We start from the raw sequence: 24476 nt of genomic DNA, 5'->3' as shown, positions 1-24476 counted from the left end.
GGAGTTGGGAGCTTGCGAATGCTCTGCGCTCTCGCCGTCCTTGGCGTGTTACTGGGGAGCGCGGCAGTCGTCGAAGCCCAGACAACCATCACGCTCGCGTGGGACGCGAACACGGAGTCGGATATCGGCGGCTACGAAGTTTCCTACGGGACCCAGTCGGGAGTGTATTCGACGATCGTCGACGTCGGGAACGTGACGAGCCAGCCCTTTACCATCGCGTCGGGCGGCGTCTACTACTTCGCCGTCAAGGCCTACAACTCGTCGAGCCCGCGCCAGTACTCGCCCTATTCGCTAGAGGTCTCAACCGGGGTTGTGACCAACAGACCTCCCACGCTCACACAACCGGCGAATCAGACCAGCGCGGAGCACACGAGCATCTCGCTACAACTCGTCGCCAGCGATCCAGACCTTAACCCGCTGACATATGGCGCGACGGGTCTGCCGGCGGCCTTGGCGATCAACGCGACAACCGGCCTCATCTCCGGCACGCTGACGTACACGAGCGCAGGCAGTTACATGGTGACGGCCACCGTATCGGATGGCGCACTGACGAACAGCCAGACGTTTGCATGGACGGTGACGGACGTGGCAAAGCCGACGCCGGCGATCACGTGGGCGAATGCGGCTGCCATCACATACGGCACCGCGCTCAGCGGCATTCAGTTGAACGCAACAGCAAGTGTGGCGGGCACGTTTGTGTATAGCCCGGCGGCAGGAACAACCCTGACCGCAGGGACACAGGCGCTCTCGGTTACGTTCACGCCGACCGACACGGTGAACTACAGCTCCGCCAGCAAGTCCGTCACGATCGACGTGGCGAAAGCGACGCCAGTCGTCACATGGGCGACTCCCGCGTCGGTGGTGGCGGGCTCGGTGCTCGGCGCGACGCAGTTGAATGCGACCGCGAATGTGGCGGGGACGTTTGTGTATAGCCCGGCGGCAGGAACAACCCTGACCGCGGGGACGCAGACGCTCTCAGTCACCTTCACGCCGACCGACACGGTGAACTACACGACGGCGAATAGCACGGTCACCCTCACCGTCACAGCCATCGTGAAGACGACGCCCGTCATCACGTGGGCGAATGCGGCTGCCATCACATACGGCACGCCGCTCAGCAGCATCCAGTTGAACGCGACAGCAGACGTGGCGGGCACCTTCGTCTACAACCCGGTGGCGGGAACGGTGCTCAACAAGGGGACGCGGACGCTCTCTGTTGTCTTCACGCCGGCGGACACGGTGAACTACACGACCGCGACCAAGACCGTCACGATCGATGTGACCAGGGCCGCTCCGGTCGTCAGGTGGCCCAAGCCGAAGAGCATTGCGCAAGGCACGGCGCTCAGTTCCACGGAACTGAATGCAACCGTAGACACCACGGTGACCGGTGCGGCGCGATCGAACGGTGCGGCGCGATTGGACGGGACATCGCCCATCGCCGGGACGTTTGTCTACGCTCCTTCGGCAGGGACGGTACTGGCCCTGGGGAGCCACACGCTCTCGGTGACCTTCATGCCCACCGATGGCGACAACTACTCGCCGGCAATGGCGTCGACGAACCTGGCTGTGCTGACAGAGGAAGAGGCGGCGGCGAATCAGATTCCGTTCGGCGCGTTTGACACGCCAGCCGATGGCACGACGCGAATGCAGGGGTCGTTTGCGCTGACCGGCTGGGCGCTCGACGATGTGGGGATCGACCGCGTCGAGATCTGGCGCGACCTGGCGGCGGGGGAGGACCCGACGCACGCGTATACGACCGACCCCTCGCATCCAGCGCATGGCAAGGTGTTCATCGCGAATCCCTTCTTTGTCAAGAACTCGCGGACCGACGTCGAGGCGTTATATCCCGACTATCCGTTCGCGAACCGCGCGGGCTGGGGCTACCTGCTGATGTCACGGGGCCTGCACGCACAAGGGAACGGCACCTACACGCTGTACGCGTTCGCCTTCGACGTCGATGGCCACAGCGCGTCACTGGGCACCAAGACCATTACGGTCGACAACGCCCGCGCTGCGAAGCCGTTTGGAGCAATTGACACGCCGGGGTATGGCGAGACGATGACCGGGACGTTCTACAACTTCGGCTGGGCTCTGACGCCGGCCGGGCCCTCGTCGTGCCGGATCGAGAACGGCGGCGTGTCGGTGAGTATCGATTCGGGCCCGCTGGCGCCCGCCATGTATGGCGACGCGCGCAGTGATATCGCGGCCGCGTTCCCCGACTTGTTGAACAGCGCGAACGCGAGCGGCGCGTTCGCGGTGGATACGAAGAAGCTCAGTAATGGGATGCATCAAATCGGCTGGCTGGTGACCGACAACTGCGGGCGGCAGGAAGGCGTCGGGAGCCGGTTCTTCAACGTGCTGAATGGTTCGGCGCGAGGCGCGGGATCTGACCCGGCGGCCGGCCTCGTGTCTGGGCGGAGCGCGGGCTCTGACCAGACCGTAGGGGCGCAATTGATTGCGCCCGATCAGGATGCAGCCCTGGCGGCCCGGCCGTCGTCAGCACCGCTGCCGGCCATTGAGGAGACCGTGGGCGTTCGCCAACTGGGAAGCGACTGGCAGGACGTGCAGCTTGACGATGAAGGGCGCTACGTCATCGACGTTGCTCAAGGGGGACGCATCGAGGTGCAGCTCCCGCTCGCAGAGAGCAAGTACGCGGGCTTCCACGAAGTCCAGGAACAGCACCGTCTGTTGCCGCTGGGCTCGTCCTTCGACGCCAAGGCCGGGGTCTTCTACTGGCAGCCGGACGCGGCCTTCCTGGGCAGCTACGACCTGGTGTTTGAAGTGCCCGGCACTGGCGCGGTGCGCGTGCGCGTCGTCGTGAAGTAGCGCAAGCTGGCCAATCACTCCCGGAGTAATTACGAAACTGTAATCACTCCGGGAGTGACGTCGCCCCACTGGGCGGGCACGGCCCGATCGACCGCCTCAGCCCTGGGAGAGGAACTCCTCAATCGGGAGGCCCCCGGTGCCGACCAGTTGCGTCGTCACAGACGAGCCGAACGCCGATCGGAAGGCCCCGAGTCCTTCGAGCGATCCGGTCGTCGCGCCGCTCTTGACCTCGATCGCGGTCACGTCCGCCCCCCGAACCGTCACATAGTCGACCTCGACGTCCAATCCGCGCACCTTCGTCCGCCAGTAATAGACCGCACCGCGGTCGCGGCGCGCCTGCGCAAGCAGGTGCGCGCCGACCGCGGCTTCCACCGATCGACCCCAGGCGGCTGGATCCGATCGGGTGCTGGAGAAGGAGCGACCCATCACCGCGCTGACGAGCGCCGTGTTGTGCGCCACGAGCTTGGGTGTCGAACGCCGCCGCCGTGACGCGTCACCGGCGTACTTTTGAAGCCCCGCGACGAGACCGGCCGAATCCAGCAAGTCGAGATAGTGCGCCACGGTGGTCGTGTTGCCAGCATCGTTGAGTCGTCCGAGCATCTTCTCGAACGTCAGCTCGCGTCCCGCATATTCGCACGCCAGGTGGAAGACCCGCCGGAGGAGCGCGGGCTTATCGATGCGCGTCATGAGGAGCATGTCGCGCGAGACGGTGGTCTCGATCACGGAGTCGAGGACGTACGCGCGCCATCGCTCGATGTCGTCGATCAAGGGCGCCGCTCCCGGGTATCCGCCGAAGAAGATGAAGGTGTCGAGATCCCATCCGAACGCGTCGCGACATTCGGGCCACACCCAGTGGGTCATGGGAAGCGTCTCGAAGCGTCCGGCCAGACTCTCGGCCAGCCCCTGCTGCATGAGGAGTGGAGAAGAGCCGCTGAGGAGCACACGCACATCACGACCCGCGTAGCTGTCCTCATCCCACAGACGTTTCACCCAGGACGCCCAGTTGGAGATCTTCTGCACCTCGTCGACCGCCAGCACGACGGGGCGCTGCGAGTCCGAGCACATCTGGCGGGCGCGCGCCCACTGCTCGTCAAGCCAGGTGGCGGATTGGAGCGTCGCCGTGTCGGCGGTGACATAGTGTGATGGGAAGTCGATGGCAGACAGCACCTGCCGGATCGACGTGGTCTTCCCCACCTGCCTGGGCCCGAGGATGACCTGCATGAGGCGGCGGGGCTCCCGGAGTCGGGCCAGGATCTGACGGTTGATTGCGCGTTCGAACATGGGACACCCCGATGGCGCCAAACAACTCAATTATGTGAGATGTTTATCTCGGTTGGTTGATATATTAACACATGACGAACATTCGGGATCTTCAACGCCGCAACATTCAACGCCGCGAGATCATCGTAGGTGTCTTTGAGGTCTTCCTGAAGTGCCTCCTGGGTTTCCCCCATGCCGGCGGCCAAAGAAGACCTCACGCCTGGCGTGAGTGAGCTGAGACTCGAGAAATGGCGCTCAACGCCGCCAGCCGAAGCAGCCTTATGCGGCGCTGCGCCGGCGCAATCACTCCGGGAGTAATTAGCGGCGGGCCAATTACTCCGGGAGTGATTAGCCCCCCACCCTCCACGGAGCGTAGCCTCGTCTCGAGGGAAGCCAACAAAATTGGGCACTCTGTCCACCGGCGATGAGCCGGGTGCCAATTAGTGTCACCGACCGGACTGGTGCGCAGGGTCCTTCCAGGCGCCAGAATTGGCGACTTTCACCAAAATTGAACACAAGTCGCCCTCAAGAAGGTCTTTGTCCACCATTGCGACGCCCAGAGGACTGAATTATGCACACGACTGAACCGATAAGAGGTTCGGAGTTCTTTTCGTGCCTCTGGTCAGGCGCCCCTGTGACTCACGGGGCGAAGCTTTATCGAGCAGGTCCTTTGACCACCCAAGGTTGTAGAACGCTGTGATTCCGAGAACTTTTTCCGCCATCGCTGTCTTCGTTCTCGTCCTGTCGATTGTCTCCCCGGCCGACGGGCAGGCACCCGCGGACTTACAGACGCCCGCCGGCGCGGCTCAGGGAAAGGGCAGCTACGTCATCGGCCCTCAGGACGTGCTGTCGATTACGGTCTGGGATCAGGCCGACATGTCCGGCAAGTTCACCGTCGAAACCGACGGTAGCTTCACGTTCCCGCTCATCGGCCGGATTGCAGCAGCCGGCCTGACGCTGCGCGAGCTCGAGACGGCACTTCGGAAGCGCCTCGCGGACGGTTACTTCAAGTCGCCCCAGGTGTCCGTCGCGGTGGAGCAATACCGCAGCCAGCGCATCTTCGTCATCGGCGAAGTGCGATCGCCTGGCGCCTATCAACTGACCGGCGACATGACGCTGATCGAGGCCCTGGCCCGCGCCGGATCGACCACGGTGGATGCCGCTGGCGAAGCGGTGATCTCGCGCCCGCCCGCCGGCAAAGCGGCGACCGCGCCCGTCATGCCCAACCCGGACGCCGGTGTGGAAGTGATCCGCGTCAACATCCGAGACCTGCAGAGCGGCCAGCTCTCACAGAATGTCGCGCTCCGGGACGGGGACACGATCTACGTGCCACGCGCCGAGACGATCTACGTGTTCGGCCAGGTGAAGAGCCCCGGCGCCTACCCGCTGCGCACGATGGATACGACGGTGCTGCAGGCGCTGTCGCTGGCTGGCGGCATCACGGACCGCGGCTCGACGAGCCGGATCAAGATTGTCAGGCTGGTGAACGGCCAGAAGAAGGAAATCAACGCCAAGCTTGGCGACGCGGTCAAGCCCGGCGACACGATCATCGTTCGCGAGCGGTTCTTCTAACGGACAATCAATCCGGGATTGATTGTGGCAGGACGCGCAGACAATCAATCCCGGATTGATTGTCCCTAGAACTCGTAGGTGGCCGCGAGGCCGTAGCGCAAGGTCTTGTAGGCGCTGCCGTATGTGACCGAGCGGCGCTGATAGTAATCGACGTTGGCGCCCATGCGGATGCCAGGACTGAGACGATAGCCGATTCCTCCACCGTACGAATGAACGCGATCAACCCGTCCCGCGACGCTTTCAGTAATGCCGGACACCTGGCGGTAGGCCAGTTGTTGCGTGGCCCCGCGGGCCTCGACGTCCCAGCCCAGGCCCAACCCCTGGCGCACCGAACCAGTGACGCCCGTCAAGACGTAGTACGGCTGAGTAACGCTGTACGAAAACTGAGGTTCGCGATTGACGCCGACGCCAAAACGGGTCTGGCCAAGCAGGACATAGCTCAGATTGACTTCCGCCACCAGGCCCGCGAAGTCGGGGATGGTGGGCGAGATCATATTGACGCGCCGGTACCCCACCTTGGCGCTGCCTTTGATCAGGGCGAACGGATCGAGTTCGACGCCGGCCATGACGCGGTACGAGTCGTTGTTGCGCGCGAGCGACTCGTCGAATCGTTCCTGCCCGTACTCGCCCAGCAGCGTCAGCGTGGTCAACGGCGTCGCCGCGTAACGCAGAGTGGCAATGCCGAACGTGCCTTTCTGATTCAGGAGATGCGCCAGCGTGGTTCCCGCGAATGTCTCGCCCCTGGCAAACGCATAAGTGGTACGCCGGCCAGCAAAGTCGAGACGTGTCTTGCCGGCAAGCCGCATGTCCAGCCCTCCACCCAACGCAGTCTCGGTGTGGCGGGCGCGCGTGTCGATTTCGTAGCCGGGCCGGTCCTTGATCGACGAGTACGAGCCCAGCGCATAGGGCCGCAGCCGGTTGCCCCGGTACTCGATCCGCAGGCTGTGGCTGTGGTTCATGGCCCGCTGAGACGCATACGTCGCGAAGTACATGCCGTCCAACGAGTCGCTCCCGATCAGGCGCATGTCTCCCGCGCGCAACCACCAGTTGACGAGCCCGCCCGCCGTCACGGTGAAGTCCTTCTTGGGATTCACGAGTTCGTTGAACACGTTGGTGTCCCAACCGAGGTTCTTCAGCAGGAAGCTGGGCGTAAAGGCCAGCGGACCGATCCTGACACGCGCTTGTTCCCACGGGTCCTGCGATTGGATTGGGTCTGCGGGTGGTGGCGCCGGGGCCTGGATCTGGGCGAATGCGGGCCCGCAGATCACCAGCACGGCCAGACCGCAGCGAACGACAGTCTTAATGGCGTATGACAGACGGCAAGGTGTGAGCTGCACGCAGGGCAGTATACCGAATCTTGTCCACGAAGGATCTAAGGCAATGCTCATCGAAGGGTCCCGGGAAATGTCTGATCACGTGAACCCCGGTGCGCCAGTACCGGCCACTCCGACTCCTGGCACGCCAACTCCGGGCGCGCCGGCCCGATCGGCGCGGGAGAGGCGAGGGCAGGGGCAGGGCCAGGGCCAGGGGTACGGCGGTTACGGGTCGTACGGCGGGTATGGTGGATATAGCCCGTACGGCGGCCCTGTCGGTCCCGACGGCGGCGCGCGCGCGAAGGCGGCCCAACTGGTGGGCAACGTCAAGACGATCTACCGGCATCGATGGATCGCGTTGACGACGGCGGTTGTCATCTTCCTGATCGTGGCGGTCCAGACGTTTACGGCCACGCCCATCTACCAGGCCCGCGTTCAACTGCTCCTCGAGCCCGAAAATCCAAACGTCGTCTCTTTCAAGCAAGTCATCGATCAGGAGCAGTGGACCGAGGAGTACTACCGGACGCAGTTCACCATTCTGCAGAGCCGCGCTCTTGCTCGCCGCACGATCAACACACTCAAGCTGTGGGAGAACCCTGAATTTGGCGGCAGTGGCGGCCAGAAGAAGACGCCGTTCAGCGTAATGGGAACCGTCAGGGGAGCCACATCGGCCGCGACGGGTTGGGTGATGGGCCTCTTCTCCGGCCCTCCGAAGGCCACAGCCAGCGTGGCGAACGCCAACGAAACCGCCGCGCAGTCGGGGTTGATTGACGCGTTCCTCGGCGGCCTCTCTGTGACCCCGATTCGCAACAGCCGCCTGGTGGACATCGAGTACGCATCGCCCGACCCGGCGATGGCGGCGACGATCATCAATACGGTGGCCAAGCAGTACATCGAACAGAACCTCGAGTACAAGTTTCTGTCGAGCAAGGAAGCCTCGGACTGGCTCGGGCAGCAACTGGTCGTCGAACGCAAGAAACTCGAAGACAGCGAGCGGGCGCTGCAGGAGTACCGCGAGCAAGGTGATGCGGTTGCCCTCGAAGACCGTCAGAACATCGTTGTCCAGCGCCTGACCGATCTGAACACCGCCTACACCAAGGCGCGAACGGATCGTTTCGAGAAGGAAGCGCTATATAGCCAGTTGAGCAGCCTTCAAAACAACCGCTCGGCCCTCGATACCTTCCCCGCGATTCTGTCGAACACGTTCATTCAACAACTGAAGTCGCAGTTGTCGGACCTGCAGCGGCAGCGCGCGCAGATGGCCGAACGTCTGGGCGACAAGCACCCCGACATGATCAAACTGGTGATGGCGATCCAGGGCGCGGAGGCTCGGCTCGACGCCGAAATCAACAAGGTTGTCCAGTCCGTGCACAACGAGTTCCTGTCGGCTCAGGCCCAGGAACGCAGTCTGGCTGGCGCTCTCGAAGGGCAGAAGCGGGACGCGCTCTCGCTGAACGCCAAGGGCATCCAGTACGGCGTGCTGCGCCGCGAGGCCGAGAGTAACAAGCTGATGTACGACGCGCTGATGCAGCGCTCCAAGGAAACCGGCATCTCGGGCGAGCTGAAGACCAGCAACATCCGGATTGTCGATCAGGCCGAGGTCCCGCGCAGCCCGATCCTGCCGCGGAAATCCAGGGACCTGCTGCTGGGATTGCTGGGCGGACTGATGGCCGGCATCGCCCTGGCGTTCGTCGTCGAATACGTGGACAACCGCATCAGGAACCCCGAAGAGCTCAAGCAACTTGGCCTGTCATTCCTGGGATTGATTCCGGCTCTTGGCAAGAAGGAGATGGTCATCGCCGGCTCGCCGTTCCTGCACGACGGCGTGCCGACGAGCTTCACCGAGGCGTTCCGCGCGATTCGCACGAACGTTCTTTTCTCGACCGCCGAAGCGGGTTCGCGGTCGATGGTGATCACCAGCACGCAGCCGGGCGAGGGGAAGACGACGGTCGCGGCGAATTTGGCGATGACATTGGCGCAGACCGGGCAGCGGGTGCTGCTGGTGGACGCCGACATGCGCAAGTCGCGCCACCACGACATATTCAAGATCCCGACGAATCCTGGTCTCTCGAGCATTCTGGTTGGCGTCGCCAAGCCTGGCGAGGCCGTCGTCAAGACCGCCATGCCGTCACTCTGGGTGTTGCCGGCCGGCCCGCATCCGCCGAACCCGTCGGAACTGCTGGGCTCAGCGCGCTTCAAGGACCTGCTGGCCAGCTTCCAGCAGAACTTCGACTGGGTGATCCTGGATGCGCCCCCTGTGATGGCGGTGACCGATGCGTCGGTGGTTGCCCACCTCACCAACGGCGTGGTGTTCATCGTTGGATGTGAACAGGTGAGCCGTTACATGGTGGGGACCGCCCTCGAACAGTTGCGCGCGTCGAAGGCCACGATCATGGGCTTCGTCCTGAACCGCGTCAATCTGCAGCGCAACCCGTACTACTACTCGCACTACTACAAGCGCGAGTACGCCACCTACTACTCGAGCGACGCGAAGACGTAGCGATAGAGATAGCGACCGTGACGTCCCGACTTCTGCAATTTGTCTTGCCGCTTCTGGTGGCCGCATTGGCGAGCCTGGCGCTGACGCCACTGGCTCGTCGCCTGGCCATTGCGGTTGGGGCGGTGGATCGGCCGAATCCACGCAAGGTTCACCGCGAGCCGATGCCTCTGCTGGGCGGCGTGGCGGTGATCGGATCGATCGTGCTGACGTTTACGTTGCTGGGGCTGGCCTGGCCGAACCACGCGGTCCGTACGATCAATGGCTCGTTTGTGATTGGCATTGGTCTCGGGCTCGTGCCGATCGTGTTCGTCTCGCTCTGGGACGACATCCGGGCGCTGCCCGCATGGCCCAAGATCATCGCCCACGGGGTGGGCGCGGCCATCGCGATCAGCTTCGGCGTGTGTCTGTCGCCAGTCGTGCACTTGTTCGGCCGCGAGGTGTACATCGGCGTGCTCGCGATTCCGCTGTCGATGTTGTGGATCATGGGCGTCACGAATGCCTTCAACATCGTTGACGGTCTCGACGGGCTGTCTGCGGGTTTGGCTCTCGTGTCGACCGCCAGTCTGGCTGCGATCTTCTCGATCGAGCACGAGCTGGGCATGGCTGCCGCCGCCGTCGTGGTGGCTGGCGGCCTGATCGGCTTCCTCCCGTACAACCTGCATCCCGCCAGGATCTTCCTGGGAGACACCGGGGCGACCGCCATCGGGTTCTTCCTGGGATGTCTGGCGCTGCCCGGCAGCGCGACCCTCTCGTCCGGCTTTGCAGCCGCGATGCCCGTGTTCCTGCTTGGTCTGCCGATCACCGATACGGCCGTATCGATGGCCAGGAGAACGATTCGCCGCATCAGCCAGCCTGGCAGCAACCACCTGTACGAAGCGGATCGGAACCACTTCCATCATCGGTTGCTTGCGCGCGGCATTGGCCATCGCAAGGTCGTGTTCATCCTCTACGGCGTCGGTCTCTTCTTTGCAGCCGCCGGGATGCTCTCGATCCTGATGAGGGCCTTCGATGCCGGGCTGCTCCTGCTGGGCCTGCTGATGGCGGGCTTCGTCGGTGTGGCGCGTCTCGGCTACGAAGAATTTGCGGTGATTCGGAGCGGCCTCGTGCTGCGGTTCTACGAGGCGCCCGTTCTGCGCAAGTCGTTCTTCTCGGTGTTCGCGGACGCGGCCATGGTGATGTTCGCCGTGTACGTGGCGCTGGCGCTCAAGCTCGACAAGTGGGACCTGACCTCCTTTGGAACCCAGGCCATGACCATGGTCGCCGTGCTGGTGCCGACCACCGTGGTGGCGCTGTGGAGCTTCAAGCTGTATCGCGGGACGTGGCGGCTGGCGGCGCTTGACGACTTCCGGCGGCTGACTCTCGCAATTCTCAGCGCGACGTTTATCTCGCTGCTCGCGCACCGGCTCATGTTCGGCGACCAGAGCCCGAGTTCGGTGTTCGTGATCTACGCGCTCGTCAAGATGATCCTGGCCAGTGGGGCCAGAATTTCGTATCGCGTGCTGGTCAGCCGGCGCGACGCGGCCAGGGAAGACGGGATCCCGGTTCTCGTGTATGGCGCGGGCATGACCGGGGGCCTGTTGCTGCCGCAGTTGCTGGCCAACGATGCGTTTGGCATGCGGGCGGTCGGCTTCATCGATGACGATCCGGCCAAGAGCGGCGGGATGGTCAACGGCGTTCCCGTGTGGGGAGACATCGGCAGCCTCGAGCGTGCGGTGGCGGAAACGTCCGCGCGGAAGTTGATTATGGCGTGCCGGCACGTCACGCCCGAACGCCTGGACGCCGCGCGTTCGGAATGTAAGCGACTGAGCATCGAGGTTGTGAGGATGGAGATCGAGTTCGATCGCCGTCTCGTGCGGAGGCCGCAGCGCCGCGAGCTTCGCCTGGTCGATGGCGACTTCGATCCGGCCGTCGAAAGCGTTGGCGGGTATCGCGCGTCAGGCAACGATCGGCGCGAGCTTCGGGCGGGATCAACGGATCGCCGCCGCGCCGATCGGAGATCGGGCACGTATGCTGGCGCCCGCGAGCAACATTCGGTCCATGTCGGACCCTGGCGTGCTGCCAAATAGGACAGACGGTATACTTCCGCCCTGAGACCACACCCCTCCGGGAGTGGTCTTCGATTGGCGACGGGCACACCATGACCACTCTCAACCCCGACTCCAGAATCTTCGTGGCCGGCCATGCCGGTCTTGTCGGCTCGGCCATCCTGCGCCGGCTGAACGCCGGAGGTTTCCAGCGCGTTCTGTGCGCGACCAGAGACCAGCTTGACCTGCGCGATCAGGCTGCCGTGAATTACTGGTTCCGGGCCAACCGCCCGGAATTCGTGTTTCTGGTGGCAGGCACCGTCGGCGGCATCATGGCGAACTCCACGCGGCCGGCGGAATTCATCTACGACAACATGATGATTCACGCCACCGTTGTCCACGCCGCGCATCTGTTCAAGGCAGAGAAGCTGCTCTATCTGGGCAGTTCCTGCATCTACCCGCGCGAGTGCCCGCAGCCTATTCGCGAGGAGTATCTCCTGACCGGTCCGCTTGAACCCACCAACGAGGCGTATGCCATCGCGAAGATTGCCGGCATCAAGTTGTGTCAGTCGTACAGGCGCCAGTACGGCAGCAACTTCATCTCGGCGATGCCGACGAACCTATACGGCCCCAACGACAACTTCGATTTGCAGAGCTCGCACGTGCTGCCCGCGCTCATCAGGAAGTTTCACGATGCCAGGGAGGCGGGGAATCCGGACGTGACTATCTGGGGCACCGGCTCGCCCAAGCGCGAGTTCCTCCACGTGGACGATCTCGCTGACTGCTGCGTGTATCTGATGGGTCACTACGAAGACACCGGCCACATCAACGTGGGCACCGGGGTCGACCTGTCCATCAGGGAACTCGCGGACATGGTGCGCCTGGCTGTCTATCCCGCCGCGCGCCTGGTCTTCGACACCACCAAGCCCGACGGCTCGCCGCGGAAGCTCCTCGACGTGTCGCGCTTGCACGCGCTTGGCTGGCGCCACCGCATTGCGCTCGAAGAAGGCATCGCCCAGTCGTATCGCTGGTTCCTCGAGAACCACGCCGCGGCCCGTGGCGCGATGTCGGTTGCGTAGGATGGCGCGGTGATTTCGTATCGCGTCGCTCCTCCCTGTGTCGTAGGGGGGCTGGGCCACGCGCTCTCCGTGGCCTGACCCGGAAATCCATGTTCTTCCTGACGAAAATCTACGTCCTGCTCTACGGGTGGGTTCAGGATCGCTTCGGGATCCAGCTGAAGGGGCTGGGATTTTTCCTGAGGTTGAATCGGCGCGACCGCAACTTCTCGATCCACGGCCAGACCATGCGCTTTGACCATCGTGTCGCCGCAGCCTATTGCAGACTGGTTGCCGGCAGCTGGAATGAGCCTGAGACCCATCTCTTTCTGGACACCGTGATTGGCGGGCACGAGGGGCCGGTAACGTTCATCGATGTCGGCGCGAGCGTCGGGGAGTTCGTAATCGATGTCGCCCGCCACACCAACGTCGCCCGCATCGTGGCGTTCGAGCCGATCGAGGAATGTGCGGAAGCCGTCCGCAGGAGCGCCGAGCTGAACGGTCGACGCAATGTCGAAGTGATCGGGAAGTTGGTCAACGAGGACGGACGCCCGGGGGTTCTGCGCTTCGAAGTGCGAAGGCCAACAGCTGCCTCGACGGCGGAAACGGTCGAGGGGGTATCCCGCGACATACCCGCAACGACGCTGGATCTGGCGCTCGGTGGCGTCGAGGGGACCTCGGCGCTGCTCATTGATGTGGAAGGCGCCGAGCCGGGAGTGCTCCGAGGTGGCCGGGAATTTCTGCGCCGCTGTGCTCCGTTGATCATCTTCGAGTTCAATGCCACGAGTCGAGAGCACTTCAGCCTCGACGACATTCGCGGCGTGCTCGGAGAGGGATGGAAGATCTATCGACTGACCAGGTCGGGCACGCTCGACCTGGACTTCGAACGATCGTGGAATTGCGTGGCGGTCAGCGCGAAGAGCCCGTTCGGGCCGGTGTGCGAAAACCTGTTTCACTCTCGCCGGTCTTGAAGCTGTCCCGATTGGCCCCTGTGGCGACGGCAGCGACTGTCAGGTAACCGCCAATGCGATTGTCGCTGCCGTCAATCAACCTGACCACGATCGCCTACGCGTCGTGTCCAGATGCGCTGCGTCCAGCTCTGGACAGGCTGAAGAACTCTGAGACCGGCTCCCGGCTCGCCCGGGGAGTCGTCTGGTCGATTGCCGGAGCGGCAAGCTCGAAAACGCTGATGCTGGCCGCCTGGATCATCGTGGTTCGAGTGCTGGGCAAGGCGGGCTACGGCGAACTCGGGATGATCCAGGCCACGGTGGGCATGTTCGCGATCTTCGCCGGGTTCAGTCTGGGGCTGACCGCGACCAAACACGTCGCCGAGTTCCGCCACAGCGATCCGAACCGGGCCGGACGGATTATCGCTCTCTCGAGTCTCGTCGCGATTGCGACTGGCGGACTTCTGGCGCTGGGACTTGCCGCGTTCGCCCCATGGATTGCCGACCGTACTCTCAATGCTCCTCAGTTGGCGGGCGTATTGAGGATCGCGGCGGTGATACTGTTTCTCAGCGCGCTCAATGGCGCCCAGACCGGGGCCCTGTCTGGCTTTGAAGCTTTCAGGACCATTGCTCACATCAATCTGCTGGTCGGACTGATCTCGTTTCCCATTCTGGTTGCCGGGGCTTACTTTGGCGGTTTGACCGGAGCCGTCTGGGCGCTGGCACTCAATTGTGGCGTCAACTGGCTTCTCAACCATCTGGCCCTGCGCAGGGAAACGCACCGGCACAGGATTCCATTCAACCTCAGAGGCAGCGGGCGGGAGATCTCGGTGATGTGGCGGTTCGCCCTGCCGGCCGTCTTCGCCGAAGCGATGCTTGGCCCCGCCAATTGGCTGTGCGCGGCGTTGCTCGTCAACCAGTCGCACGGCTACGAGGAGATGGGAGTGCTTGGCGCCGCCAATCAGTGGTTCACGGTGCTGTTCTTCCTTCCGGTTCAACTAGGCCAGGTCTTGTTACCTGTGTTCTCGGAACGACTTGGTCAGCAGGACCGGACGCAAACGATGAAGATACTCGTCTTCATGATGAAGTTGAATGCGCTCATCGTCTTGCCGTTTGTTCTGATAGCGAGCATTGCCAGCCCCTACCTCATGAGCCTGTACGGCGAGGGCTTCAGAAGCGGTTGGCCGACGCTGGTCGTCGTTCTCGTCACGACCGGACTGGTCAGCGTGCTCAAGCCTGTGGAACAGATCATTGCCGCGGCTGGAAACATGTGGCTCAGGACGCTGATGAACCTGGGATGGGCCATTGTGTTCATCTCGGGAACGCTGCTGCTTGTCCATCACGGATCGGTGGGCGTGGCCAGTGCGAGAGCCGCGGGCTATATGCTCCAGACAGTCTGGATGCTGGCCTTCGTTCACCGGCTCCTGGCCGCAGCCAGGACGGCCACACGCGCCGGCGCGTCCGACGCTGGCGGCCGGACGAATCCGTGAACGTCATCGCGAGGAATCCGTCTTGTGGCATACGGTCACAATCCCACACACACGTCAACCGCCGACACCATGCCGCAGTTGCGCAGTAATTCGTCGCTTCTCACAGTCGTGCTGATCAGCACGGGTCTGTCGATGATCCCTGGCGAAGTGATGCCCGGGATCCCCCTCTCGGCCGTGGCATGGGTCGTCCCGCTCGCCTGGGCTCTGGCGGTCGCCATCGGTACGCCGGGCAACACCACCTTTCCGGTCGGGATCTGGATGCCCTGGCTCGGGTTGGTTGTTCTCTACCTGGCAGTATCTGACAACCCGAACGCGTTCCAGCGATCCGTCATGATGTTCTGCCCCCTGGCAATCGGGGCCGTCGTGTCGAGGGCCCGCATCTGCCCCAGCGATCTCGATCGCGCACGCGGTCACCTGGTCACACTGCAGATCGCCATCGTGATTGTTGCGCTGGTACGAACCGCAATCCTCGCCACCGGCGCGCTGCCGATGACGAGCAATCTGGCGGCGTTGGTCATGACAGCCGCGCTTCTCTGTACCACGTTGGCGACGCGCTTTGCATTGGGGGACAGGAAGGCGCTGCTCTGGTGGGTGCCGATGGCGGCCATCCCGGTCGTTGGGGTGACCCGGACCGGCATTGCGGTTGCCCTCCTGACATTGCCCCTGACGCTGGCGCCGCTGAGTCTGAAGCGGCGGCTGCTCGTGCTGGTCGTGCTTGCCTCGGCCGGTTTCGCCGTCTTTCAGACTGAGCCCATTCAGCGAAAGATGTTCTATTCCGGGAGCGGCACCCTTGCGGAAATCCGCGCCGACAACGCCGATTTTGCAACCACGGGGCGAAGTGCGATGTGGGTCGAAATGAACGAGGCCATCGCCAAGAGACCCTTGCTGGGACATGGGGCAAACGCCTCGGAGTCGTTAATCGTTGATGTGACCAAGGGAGCCCTGACGCATCCGCACAATGACTGGCTGCGCTTGTCGTACGACTACGGCTACCTGGGGGCAGCGATATTTGCTCTGACCCTTCTGGCTCAAACCCTCCACACGCTGAAGCATGCCAGGAGGGCCACGGGCGAAGCTCGCATCCTCCTGTTCAGCGGGGCTTCGTCATTCGTTTCCTTCGCCCTGTTCATGTTCACCGACAACATCCTCCTCTACGCCGCGTTCTTCGGTAACCTCCAGTTCGCGATTCTCGGGCTCGGCTATGCCGCCCTCAGAACGCAACAAAACGAGGGAGGATTGTGAGTCGTCGTGTCGTCATCGTTACCGGCGATTACCCTCCGCGGCACACCGGGGTAGGCGACTATTCCTCGCATCTTGCTGCGGCGCTGGCCGGAAGGGGCGTCGCCGTGGAGGTGCTGACGACCCGTCTCGCCGACGGCGTGGAAGACCCTCAAGCAGGGGTTGCGGTGACACGCGATCTGCACCAGTGGACGATGCGCGAGCTCGGCCGGGTGGTGAGGCGGGTCCGCTCCGGAGCGCCGCCGATCGTCGACATCCAGTACAACTGCCCCTCGGTGTACCGGCGCAACCCAATGGTCAACATTCTGCCGCTCGCGCTCCGGCTTGCGGCGCCCCAGTGCACCGTCGTGACGACGATGCACGGGTTCTGGGAGCAATCTCTGTTCTACCGGTTGCGCACCATTCCGATGTTGCGGGCATCGTCTGGCATCGTGCTTGTCGACGAGCACAACCGCGAACCGTTGCGCCGTTTCGGTGGCCTGTCGGCGCACCGGATGGCGTTCATCCAAATCTGCTCGAACATCGTTCCCATCCCGTACGATGTCGCGCTGCGGGAGCGCTGGCGCACTGAGCGAGGGATCACATTGGATGACTTCGTCGTGGCTTTCTTCGGTGGGATCGGCCGCGTCAAGGGCTTCGAATACCTGGTCGAAGGCGTGGCGGAGGCGCGGCGGCGGTCGGCCCGTAACGTGATTCTCATGGCGCTTGGAGGTTTTCGCGCCGACGGAACCAACGAGGGCTACCACGAGACGATCCGGCGGCGGCTCGCCGACGTGGACAAGGACGGATGGGTCCGCATTGTCGCCGATCCGTCGCGCGAGGAGGTTTCCGCGTGCCTGCATTGCGCCGATGCCGCAGTCTACCCGTTCACTGGCGGCGTGGGATCCAACAGCAGCAGCGCGTTGGCGGCGCTCTTCCACGGACTGCCGACCGTCCTGACTGACGGGATCACAGAGGCGCGGTCGTTCTATGATGCGTTCGGCGTGCTCTGGGTTCGCCCGCGGGACAGCGCGGGGATTGCCGCCCGGCTACTCGAGTTGATGGGCTCTCCCGAACTGCGTGGGAGCTCGCGAAACGCGGCGCTGACAGCGAGCGCGGGACTAACCTGGGACCGCGTCGCCGGCGCGACATTGGCCTTCTTCGACCGGGTCTCGAACAGCGCGAGACAATGACGGCCCCTTTGCCCTCGCGGTCTGCCATCTTCTGAATTGCTCCACAGATCGATTCGCCAGATGACCAAGAAGATCCTCCAGTTTGTCTCCTCCCATCGCATCGGGGTTACCGATCAACTCGTCTCCCAGGCACAAGCGTCGCTCACCGTCGGGGACGCCGCGTGGGTGTTCGTGTCCGGAGAGAAGGAACAGCATCAAGGGCTCGGCGAAACGTTACGTCGCGCGGGTGGGGTGCACGCGATCATCCCTGGCCTCGACGACCACGGAGAGTTCGCCAGGCTCTCTCGCGCTCTGGCGGAGCTCATCAGGCTCCACCGGCCCAATTACGTTTCGGTGCACACCAACTGGCAGCTCGCGCTTGCGGTCCACGCGGCGGCCCGATTGCGGCCGCGCCCGCGGCTCGTCTACACGATCCACGGCTTCCGCCACAACCACCCCGTCAGATCGGTGGTGGCCCGACTCGTCATCGGGGCGGCCCTGTGGCTTTTTGCGTGGCGCGTGATCGCCCCGTCGCGCTTCCTGGCGGGGCGTTTTCGAGCCATCCGCAAGCAGATTCGCGTTATTCCCCTTGGCGAGAGCGAATTGTTCTTTCGCGAAGTCCCGCCGCCGGATTTTTCGGTCCCACTTCGATTCGTCTTCCCGGGCGAATTTCGCAGCGGGAAGAACCAGGATTTGCTGATCCGGGCCTTCGCGAAGTTCGTGTCGGCGTCGAGCGATCGTGGCGCCGAACTCGTGCTGCCCGGGGCGGGCGCGCAACTCGAGGGCTGCCGCAGTCTCGCCCGGCACCTTGGCCTGGAGGGGAGAGTGATCTTTCCGGGGTTCCTCAACAGGGAAGAGATGGTCGGGTGGTACCTGCGGTCGCAGTGCGCCGTTGTGCCGACCAACGTCGAGACGTTCGGCCACTGCATCGTGGAGCCGCTTGTTCTCGGGCGAGTGGTCCTGACCCGGCGTGTTGGCGTGGCCGAGGACGTCATCGTGCATGGGGAAAACGGCTTCCTGTTCGACACGGAGGACGAACTCGTCGAGATGCTTCTCAGCCTCGACGGGCGGCGGGACGAACTGGCGGCGATCGCGAAGCGCGCCCTGGCCTGCCGGGACCGCTTCGGCTGGGAGACGATCATGCGCCAACACTTGGAGGAGGTGTTCACATGAACAAAGAGCGCTCACGTTTGAGGTCACGGGACTGAACGGTGAAAGTTCTTTTGGTCCACAACCTCTACGGTTCATCCGCCCCATCAGGCGAAAACCAGGTCTTCGAGGCCGAGAAGGCGTTGCTGCAGGGCCGTGGCCATGAGGTGGAGACCTTCACCCGCGAGAGCGACGAGATTCGCGACCAGGGCGGGTGGGGAGCGGTGAAAGGCGCGCTGGCGACACCGTGGAACCCGTGGATGACACATGCCGTGCGGCTGGCTGTTGAACGCTTCAAGCCCGACGTGGTCCATGTGCACAACACGTTTCCGTTGATTTCGCCGGGGATCTTTCACGCTATCGGCCATCGCGCTGCACGGGTCCTGACGCTGCACAACTACCGGCTGTTCTGTGCCGCAGGCATTCCGATGCGTGCGGGACGGGTGTGCACCGACTGTCTCGACGTGCATACGCCCTGGCCAGCGCTGAGACACGGCTGCTATCGAGGGAGCCGCGTTGCCACATTGCCGCTGGCGTTCAGCGTTGGTCTGCACCGGGTGACGGGCACTTGGGCGAAACACGTGGATGGCTTCATTGCGCTCTCTGAGTTCCAACGGCAGCGGATGGCTGATTCCGGTCTGCCGCTGGAGAAAGTACACGTGAAGCCGAACTTTTATCCAGGGATGCCGCGCGTGCAGCCCTGGCACGAGCGGGCGCCCCATGTGGTCTTTGTCGGTCGCCTGAAGGCGGAGAAGGGGGTCGCGGGTTTGTTGCGAGCATGGGCAGCTTGGGGCCCGGATCCGCCGGAGTTGCGCGTGGTTGGGGACGGTGAATTGCGGCCGGAATTAGAGCGCATGGCAGAGGGGCTGCCGGTTCGGTTCCTGGGCCAGGTGCCGGCCGCCGAGGCGCAGGCGCAGATCGCGGCAGCGCGTTTGCTGGTGCTGCCGTCGGAATGCTTCGAGGGCTTTCCCATGGTGGTGCGCGAGGCGTTTGCCTTTGGCACGCCGGCGGCTGTCTCGAATCTGGGGCCGTTGCCCGGCATCGTTCGCACTGGCGAAAGCGGCGTGGTGTTCGAGCCCGCGAATCCTGAGTCTCTGCTGAGTGCCGTGCGGACGGCCTGGCAGACACCTGGCTTGCTGGAACGGCTGGGCCACGGCGCGCGGGCCGAGTTCGAAGCGAAGTACACGGAAGAAGCGAACTACTCGACACTGATGGAAATCTATCGGCGTGCCATCGACGTGTCTCGCAGGGCGGCCTAGAGCGTTCCCGGTATGAAAGAGGACATCCTTGGCTACGGAGTGGATGACCACTCGGTGGACCAATGCGCGGACAGCCTGTTCGCGGTTCTCCGGAGTCCCGGCAGTCCCAGAGGCTGCGTCTGGCTAGCCTGCCTGAACCCGCACTCGTACGCGGTGGCACGGAATGATGAGCTGTTCAGTCGGGCACTGCAGGACGCAGACTGGCTGGCGCCGGACGGTGCCGGAATCGTGCTGGCGTCGCGCCTGCTGGGGGGCGGCATTCGGGAAAGGGTGACAGGCTCGGACGTGTTCCGCGAACTACATCGGCGCATGAATGCCGCCGGTGGCATGAGTGTGTTCTTCCTGGGATCAACCGAGGAGACGCTGGCCTTGATTCGGGCGCGGATGGCGAGAGATTACCCGGCCGTGCGAGTGACCGGGACCTATTCGCCCCCGTTCAAACCGGCCTATTCGCCCGCCGAACTGGACGCAATGGTCGATGCGGTGAACACCACAGCGCCGGATGTGTTGTGGGTGGGGATGACGGCTCCGAAGCAGGAAAAGTGGATATATGAGAATCGCGCCCGATTGAACGTGAAGTTCGCCGGGGCGATCGGGGCGGTGTTCGAGTTCTATACCGGGCGCGTGAAGCGCTCCCATCCAGCGTTTCAGAAGCTGGGGTTGGAGTGGCTGCCGAGGCTGCTTCAACAGCCCCGACGGTTGTGGCGGCGAATGTTCATTTCGGCGCCGGTGTTTATGTTCGCCGTGCTGCGGGCCAGAGTGCAGCGTTGACGACCTCCGATTCGGTCCGTCACCACGGCGCGATCCCGCGCCAGAGACAATAGCCGGCCATGCCAATCAGTTCCTTGGCGATCTTTGTCCGGCTGACTGCTTCCGAATCGCGCGACGCGGGGATTGAAACATACCGAATGTCGGGCACGACTTTGCGAAACGTCTGCAGGGCGCGGCGGGAGTGGTACCAGGACGTGACCAGGATCACCTTGCGCGCGCCAAGACGACGCAGAATCGGCGCCGAGAGCGTGGCGTTGGTATAGGTGGTCGTGGAGTTGCGCTCGCGGATGACTGTCTCCGGCGACATTCCATGGGCCCGGGCAAAGTCGTTGGCCGGCGGATAGTTGGCGTAGCCGGTGAGGAGGATCGTGGGGGCGAGCCCCCGCGCATAGAGCTGGGCGGCCCATTCGAGCCTGGGGCCGTCGCCAGTGCCGAGGACGACGATGACATCGGCCTTCTCGGGAGGATCCAAGACTTCGAGATAGTCGGACGCGGCCCGAAGTGGGGCGTCGGTCAGCCAGAAAGCGAGCGCGGCGATCAAGATCAGAGCTACCGGGCACGCGATCAACAACAAGACAATCTTCTTCATCTTCTCGTCACTCGCTGACCGGTCCAGTACATCGTCGCGTGGAACCGAACACGACCGAATTATCGCTGAAGCGGCCGACGCGTCAAGTCACACCGCCGAACATCGCATGACCGAGATCAATCCTGACGGCCAGCGCCTCGTCGCGGTGCTCGCGAAGAGCGCCGAGGTGGAGCAGAACCTGAGTGAGGCGGAGTGGGAACGCCTGCTCGCGCTGGCGAAGCATCACGACGTCGTGCCCGTCGCGTATGCGCGCTTGAAAGAACGCGACGTGGTCCCGCCGCCGCCAACTGCGGCACGACTGCGACAGGCCTACCTCGTGAGCGCCGCGCGCAACGTGCGCCTGTTTGATGAACTCGCCAAAATCCTGGGCGCCTTTGAGGCCGCGGGCATCCAGGTGGTTCCCTTCAAGGGCGCGAGCCTCGCAAGAACGGCTTACGGCGACATCGCCCTGCGCCCGATGGCGGATCTCGACTTGTGGGTGCGGCGCGAGCACATCGAGGCGGCGCGCTCGGCGATGGAGTCTCTCGGCTATGCCCCACCTTCCGAGGCCGGCGGGGACTACGCGTGGCAGGCCGCATTGACAGGCGAAACGCAGATGTCCAAGGAGCACGCACCACTGGTCGAGCTCCACTGGAAGATCTTTCCGGGCGAGTGGGTGCGACACACCGCACGCATAGACGAGGACGCTATCTGGCAACGGGCGCTCGCGCGCGAGGGAACCGGCCCACGCGGCCTCTCGCACGAAGACGCCGTCATCCACAACTGTATCCATCTCGCCGTCACTCACAAGATGTCGGACGGCGGGCTCCGAACACTGCTGGACCTGGACGTCGCGCGCCAGGCATGGGCGATCGACTGGCGAACGGTTGCCGAACGTGCGCGCGCCTGGCGGGTGTCATGCGCGACATGGGTTGTGCTTCACGCCCTGGCGGAGCTGTTTGGCGACCCCGACAACGAGTTGCCCCTGGCGGATCTCGCGCCTTCTTCGTTGCGCCAATCACTCCTGAAGCGACTCGCTTCTACGCGCGAACTCGTGGAAGCGAGACAGCTGAGCGGCGGTCCGAAGCGATTCCTGCTGCTGCTGCTGCTGGTCGATCGCCCTGCCAGCGCCTTCAAGCTCGTGTGGCGCGCGGTGTTCCGCGATCGCCACTGGCTGCAGTTGCGCTACGACCTGCCGAATGCGCCATTGTGGCGAATCTGGCAACTGCGCCTGAAGCACATCGTGCACTTCAAGGTATCGGGAGAGATCTGAGAGTTGGCCTCACCACTCATGTCAGCACGACCCACTCCCCGCCAGCGCATCCAGGCCGCATTCCGGCTGGGCCGCGCCCTGCACCTGGTCTGGCAGACGGCGCCGCGGTGGACGCTTGCCAACGCCGCACTCGTGGTCGTGCAAGGTGGATTGCCTCTGGCGGCGCTCTATGTGATGAAGCGCATCCTGGACGCGGTCTCAGCCACGGTCGGCGCGCCGGGCCGGCCAGAACTCGTCCACGGGGTGTTCCTCTGGATCCTGATTGCCGCCGGCGTCGCGCTTCTCACCGCGCTCACGCGCCTGCTCACCGAATACGCCACGGAGGCGCAGTCGCTGCAAGTGACCGACGCGGTGGCGGAGATCCTGCACGCGCAGTCCATCGCGGTGGACCTGGCGTACTACGAAGATCCCTCCTACTACGACACGCTGCACCGCGCCCAAGGCGAAGCGCCCTATCGCCCCTCGCGCATCGTCAACGGCCTGATTCAGATCGCGCAGAACGGCCTGGCGCTCGCCGGCATCGCGGCCTGGCTGATCTCGCTGAACTGGCTGCTGGCCGCCGCCCTGTTCATCGGAGTCCTGCCTGGTGCGTTCGCCCGCCTGATGTACTCGCGCCGGCTCTTCGGCCTGCAGCAGGCACAGACAGAGCAGGAACGCCGGGCGTGGTACTACCACACGGTGATGACCGAGATGCGCCACGCGAAGGAATTGCGCATCTTCGACCTGGGCGCGCTGTTCCGGTCGCGCTACCAGGACCTGCGCCGGGCCATCCGTACCGGGACGCTCACCCTCGCCCGCTACCGGATCGTGACTGATCTTTTCGCGCAGATCGTGGCGATTGCCGCCCTCTTCGGCTCGCTCGCCTGGATCGCGCTCCAGACGATTCGCGGCGCCGTCACCCTGGGCGACCTGGCGGTGTACTACATCGGATTCCAGACAGGCCTCTCACTGCTGCAGGCCGTGCTGCGCTCGCTGGCGGGGCTGTACGAAGACAACCTGTTCCTCACGAATCTCTATCGATTTCTCGACCTCGTGCCGAACGTTGCCGCCCCACATCAGCCGAAGGCCGTACCAGAGCCGATGACCCGCGGCATCAGCTTTCATGACGTTGCGTTCCGCTATCCAAGTCATGCTTCGGACACGCTGGAACACATCGACGTGACGGTGGCGCCGGGGGAAGTCGTCGCACTTGTCGGGGAGAACGGATCGGGCAAGACCACGCTCATCAAGCTGCTCTGCCGGCTGTACGATCCGACACGCGGAGCCGTCACGGTGGACGGCATCGACCTGCGCGATCTCGATCCCGTCCAGTGGCGGCGCCAGATCAGCGCGGCCTTCCAGGATTACGCGCACTACGCGCTAACCGCCAAAGAGAACATCTGGCTTGGCGACGTCGCGACACCTCCCGACGCTGTGCGCATCGCGGAAGTTGGCCGCCGCTCCGGCGCCGACTCGGTCGTCGGCCGCCTGCCTCTCGGCTACGACACGCTGCTCGGCCGCTGGTTTCGGGAGGGACAGGAGCTCAGCGAGGGCGAGTGGCAACGGATCGCGATGGGGCGCGCGTTCTGGCGTGACGCGCGCGTTCTGATTCTCGACGAGCCCTCCAGCGCACTCGATCCTCTCGCCGAAGCCGAGCTACTCGGCCAGTTTCGCGAGCTCCTGGGCGGACGCAGCGCCATCATCATCAGCCATCGCCTCTCCACCGTGCAGATGGCCGACTGCATCTACGTGATGGACCAGGGCCGGATCGTCGAGAAGGGGCGGCATGCGGTGCTCCTCGAGAGCAACGGGCACTACGCGCGGCTCTACCGGGCGCAGGCGCAGCACTACCGGGACCAGTGAAGACCGCTGCTCACGTCCCACTCCCGGAGTGATTGCGGTGGGGCTAATTACTCCCGGAGTGATTGCGATGGGGCTAATTACTCCGGGAGTGATAGCCCGGTTGCCGCCGCGGGCTGACGCAGTCAGTGTTACCGAACGGAACATCAGGTATCGTTTGTGCAGTCAATGCTTTACAGCCGTTCGTACTCACGGCGAGAAGAGGCTGTTGGTTTGACACGTACGGCGAATGGCGGATAT

The 24476-nt window shown here is 63.9% G+C and carries 17 protein-coding genes; 14 read left to right on the top strand and 3 right to left on the bottom strand.

Annotated elements, in window-relative coordinates:
* The first annotated feature begins 18 nt into the window (after window positions 1-18).
* On the top strand, window positions 19-2826 hold the full coding sequence (locus NTV05_11480; protein ID MCX6545017.1) for a putative Ig domain-containing protein: 2808 nt from the start codon (window positions 19-21) through the stop codon (window positions 2824-2826).
* A 96-nt stretch (window positions 2827-2922) separates the two neighbouring features.
* On the opposite strand, the gene NTV05_11475 is transcribed toward NTV05_11480, so the two are convergent.
* Window positions 2923-4107 (bottom strand): AAA family ATPase, encoded by a 1185-nt coding sequence (locus NTV05_11475; protein ID MCX6545016.1) that lies wholly within the window; start codon window positions 4105-4107, stop codon window positions 2923-2925.
* A 675-nt stretch (window positions 4108-4782) separates the two neighbouring features.
* Between NTV05_11475 and NTV05_11470 the strand changes: the two genes are divergently transcribed.
* Window positions 4783-5658 carry a polysaccharide export protein gene (locus tag NTV05_11470; protein ID MCX6545015.1) on the top strand — a complete coding sequence of 292 codons (876 nt, stop codon included), beginning with the start codon at window positions 4783-4785 and terminating at the stop codon, window positions 5656-5658.
* A gap of 65 nt (window positions 5659-5723) precedes the next feature.
* Here the strand turns inward: NTV05_11470 and NTV05_11465 are convergent, their stop codons facing one another.
* On the bottom strand, window positions 5724-6932 hold the full coding sequence (locus NTV05_11465; protein MCX6545014.1) for an outer membrane beta-barrel protein: 1209 nt from the start codon (window positions 6930-6932) through the stop codon (window positions 5724-5726).
* Window positions 6933-7062: 130 nt separating this feature from the next.
* Here NTV05_11465 and NTV05_11460 point away from each other — a divergent pair, with 130 nt between their 5' ends.
* From NTV05_11460 to NTV05_11415, 10 genes are all read left to right on the top strand, one after another.
* Complete coding sequence (locus NTV05_11460; GenBank protein MCX6545013.1) at window positions 7063-9471, top strand: polysaccharide biosynthesis tyrosine autokinase; 2409 nt, start codon at window positions 7063-7065, stop codon at window positions 9469-9471.
* 17 nt (window positions 9472-9488) lie between these two features.
* On the top strand, window positions 9489-11537 hold the full coding sequence (locus tag NTV05_11455) for a hypothetical protein (protein ID MCX6545012.1): 2049 nt from the start codon (window positions 9489-9491) through the stop codon (window positions 11535-11537).
* Window positions 11538-11608: 71 nt separating this feature from the next.
* Window positions 11609-12574 carry a GDP-L-fucose synthase gene (locus NTV05_11450; GenBank protein MCX6545011.1) on the top strand — a complete coding sequence of 322 codons (966 nt, stop codon included), beginning with the start codon at window positions 11609-11611 and terminating at the stop codon, window positions 12572-12574.
* Between the two features lie 89 nt (window positions 12575-12663).
* Window positions 12664-13521 (top strand): FkbM family methyltransferase, encoded by an 858-nt coding sequence (locus NTV05_11445; protein ID MCX6545010.1) that lies wholly within the window; start codon window positions 12664-12666, stop codon window positions 13519-13521.
* Between the two features lie 53 nt (window positions 13522-13574).
* The gene (locus tag NTV05_11440; protein ID MCX6545009.1) at window positions 13575-14987 is read left to right on the top strand and encodes an oligosaccharide flippase family protein; all 1413 of its coding nucleotides are present in this window, start codon (window positions 13575-13577) and stop codon (window positions 14985-14987) included.
* A gap of 24 nt (window positions 14988-15011) precedes the next feature.
* Window positions 15012-16229, top strand: a complete 1218-nt coding sequence (locus tag NTV05_11435) for an O-antigen ligase family protein (protein MCX6545008.1) — start codon at window positions 15012-15014, stop codon at window positions 16227-16229.
* The gene (locus NTV05_11430; GenBank protein MCX6545007.1) at window positions 16226-17398 is read left to right on the top strand and encodes a glycosyltransferase family 4 protein; all 1173 of its coding nucleotides are present in this window, start codon (window positions 16226-16228) and stop codon (window positions 17396-17398) included. Before NTV05_11435 ends, NTV05_11430 begins: the two co-directional genes overlap by 4 nt.
* 60 nt (window positions 17399-17458) lie before the next feature.
* A complete protein-coding gene (locus NTV05_11425; protein ID MCX6545006.1) occupies window positions 17459-18550 on the top strand; it encodes a glycosyltransferase family 4 protein in 1092 nt (363 codons plus the stop codon).
* 38 nt (window positions 18551-18588) lie between these two features.
* Window positions 18589-19785, top strand: a complete 1197-nt coding sequence (locus NTV05_11420; protein MCX6545005.1) for a glycosyltransferase family 4 protein — start codon at window positions 18589-18591, stop codon at window positions 19783-19785.
* 12 nt (window positions 19786-19797) lie between these two features.
* Window positions 19798-20556 (top strand): WecB/TagA/CpsF family glycosyltransferase, encoded by a 759-nt coding sequence (locus NTV05_11415; GenBank protein MCX6545004.1) that lies wholly within the window; start codon window positions 19798-19800, stop codon window positions 20554-20556.
* 19 nt (window positions 20557-20575) lie between these two features.
* On the opposite strand, the gene NTV05_11410 is transcribed toward NTV05_11415, so the two are convergent.
* A complete protein-coding gene (locus tag NTV05_11410) occupies window positions 20576-21145 on the bottom strand; it encodes a YdcF family protein (protein MCX6545003.1) in 570 nt (189 codons plus the stop codon).
* A gap of 106 nt (window positions 21146-21251) precedes the next feature.
* Between NTV05_11410 and NTV05_11405 the strand changes: the two genes are divergently transcribed.
* Window positions 21252-22397, top strand: coding sequence for a nucleotidyltransferase family protein (locus NTV05_11405; protein MCX6545002.1), 1146 nt, complete (start codon window positions 21252-21254; stop codon window positions 22395-22397).
* Between the two features lie 18 nt (window positions 22398-22415).
* Window positions 22416-24239, top strand: a complete 1824-nt coding sequence (locus NTV05_11400) for an ABC transporter ATP-binding protein (GenBank protein MCX6545001.1) — start codon at window positions 22416-22418, stop codon at window positions 24237-24239.
* The last annotated feature ends 237 nt before the right edge of the window (window positions 24240-24476 follow it).

The sequence above is a fragment of the Acidobacteriota bacterium genome (assembly GCA_026393755.1).
In the GTDB taxonomy this organism is placed as follows: Bacteria; Acidobacteriota; Vicinamibacteria; order Vicinamibacterales; family JAKQTR01; genus JBAXOX01.
Note: the sequence above shows the minus strand (reverse complement) of the source record. Positions and strands in the feature narration are given on the sequence as shown.

Excerpts from the sequence above, each read along its gene's own strand:
- NTV05_11405 (MCX6545002.1), top strand. The coding sequence starts at position 21,252 with ATGACCGAGATCAATCCTGACGGCCAGCGCCTCGTCGCGGTGCTCGCG.
- NTV05_11445 (MCX6545010.1), top strand. The coding sequence starts at position 12,664 with ATGTTCTTCCTGACGAAAATCTACGTCCTGCTCTACGGGTGGGTTCAG.
- NTV05_11475 (MCX6545016.1), bottom strand. The coding sequence starts at position 4,107 with ATGTTCGAACGCGCAATCAACCGTCAGATCCTGGCCCGACTCCGGGAG.
- NTV05_11450 (MCX6545011.1), top strand. The coding sequence starts at position 11,609 with ATGACCACTCTCAACCCCGACTCCAGAATCTTCGTGGCCGGCCATGCC.
- NTV05_11480 (MCX6545017.1), top strand. The coding sequence starts at position 19 with ATGCTCTGCGCTCTCGCCGTCCTTGGCGTGTTACTGGGGAGCGCGGCA.
- NTV05_11415 (MCX6545004.1), top strand. The coding sequence starts at position 19,798 with ATGAAAGAGGACATCCTTGGCTACGGAGTGGATGACCACTCGGTGGAC.
- NTV05_11400 (MCX6545001.1), top strand. The coding sequence starts at position 22,416 with ATGTCAGCACGACCCACTCCCCGCCAGCGCATCCAGGCCGCATTCCGG.
- NTV05_11460 (MCX6545013.1), top strand. The coding sequence starts at position 7,063 with ATGTCTGATCACGTGAACCCCGGTGCGCCAGTACCGGCCACTCCGACT.
- NTV05_11410 (MCX6545003.1), bottom strand. The coding sequence starts at position 21,145 with ATGAAGAAGATTGTCTTGTTGTTGATCGCGTGCCCGGTAGCTCTGATC.
- NTV05_11440 (MCX6545009.1), top strand. The coding sequence starts at position 13,575 with ATGCGATTGTCGCTGCCGTCAATCAACCTGACCACGATCGCCTACGCG.
- NTV05_11425 (MCX6545006.1), top strand. The coding sequence starts at position 17,459 with ATGACCAAGAAGATCCTCCAGTTTGTCTCCTCCCATCGCATCGGGGTT.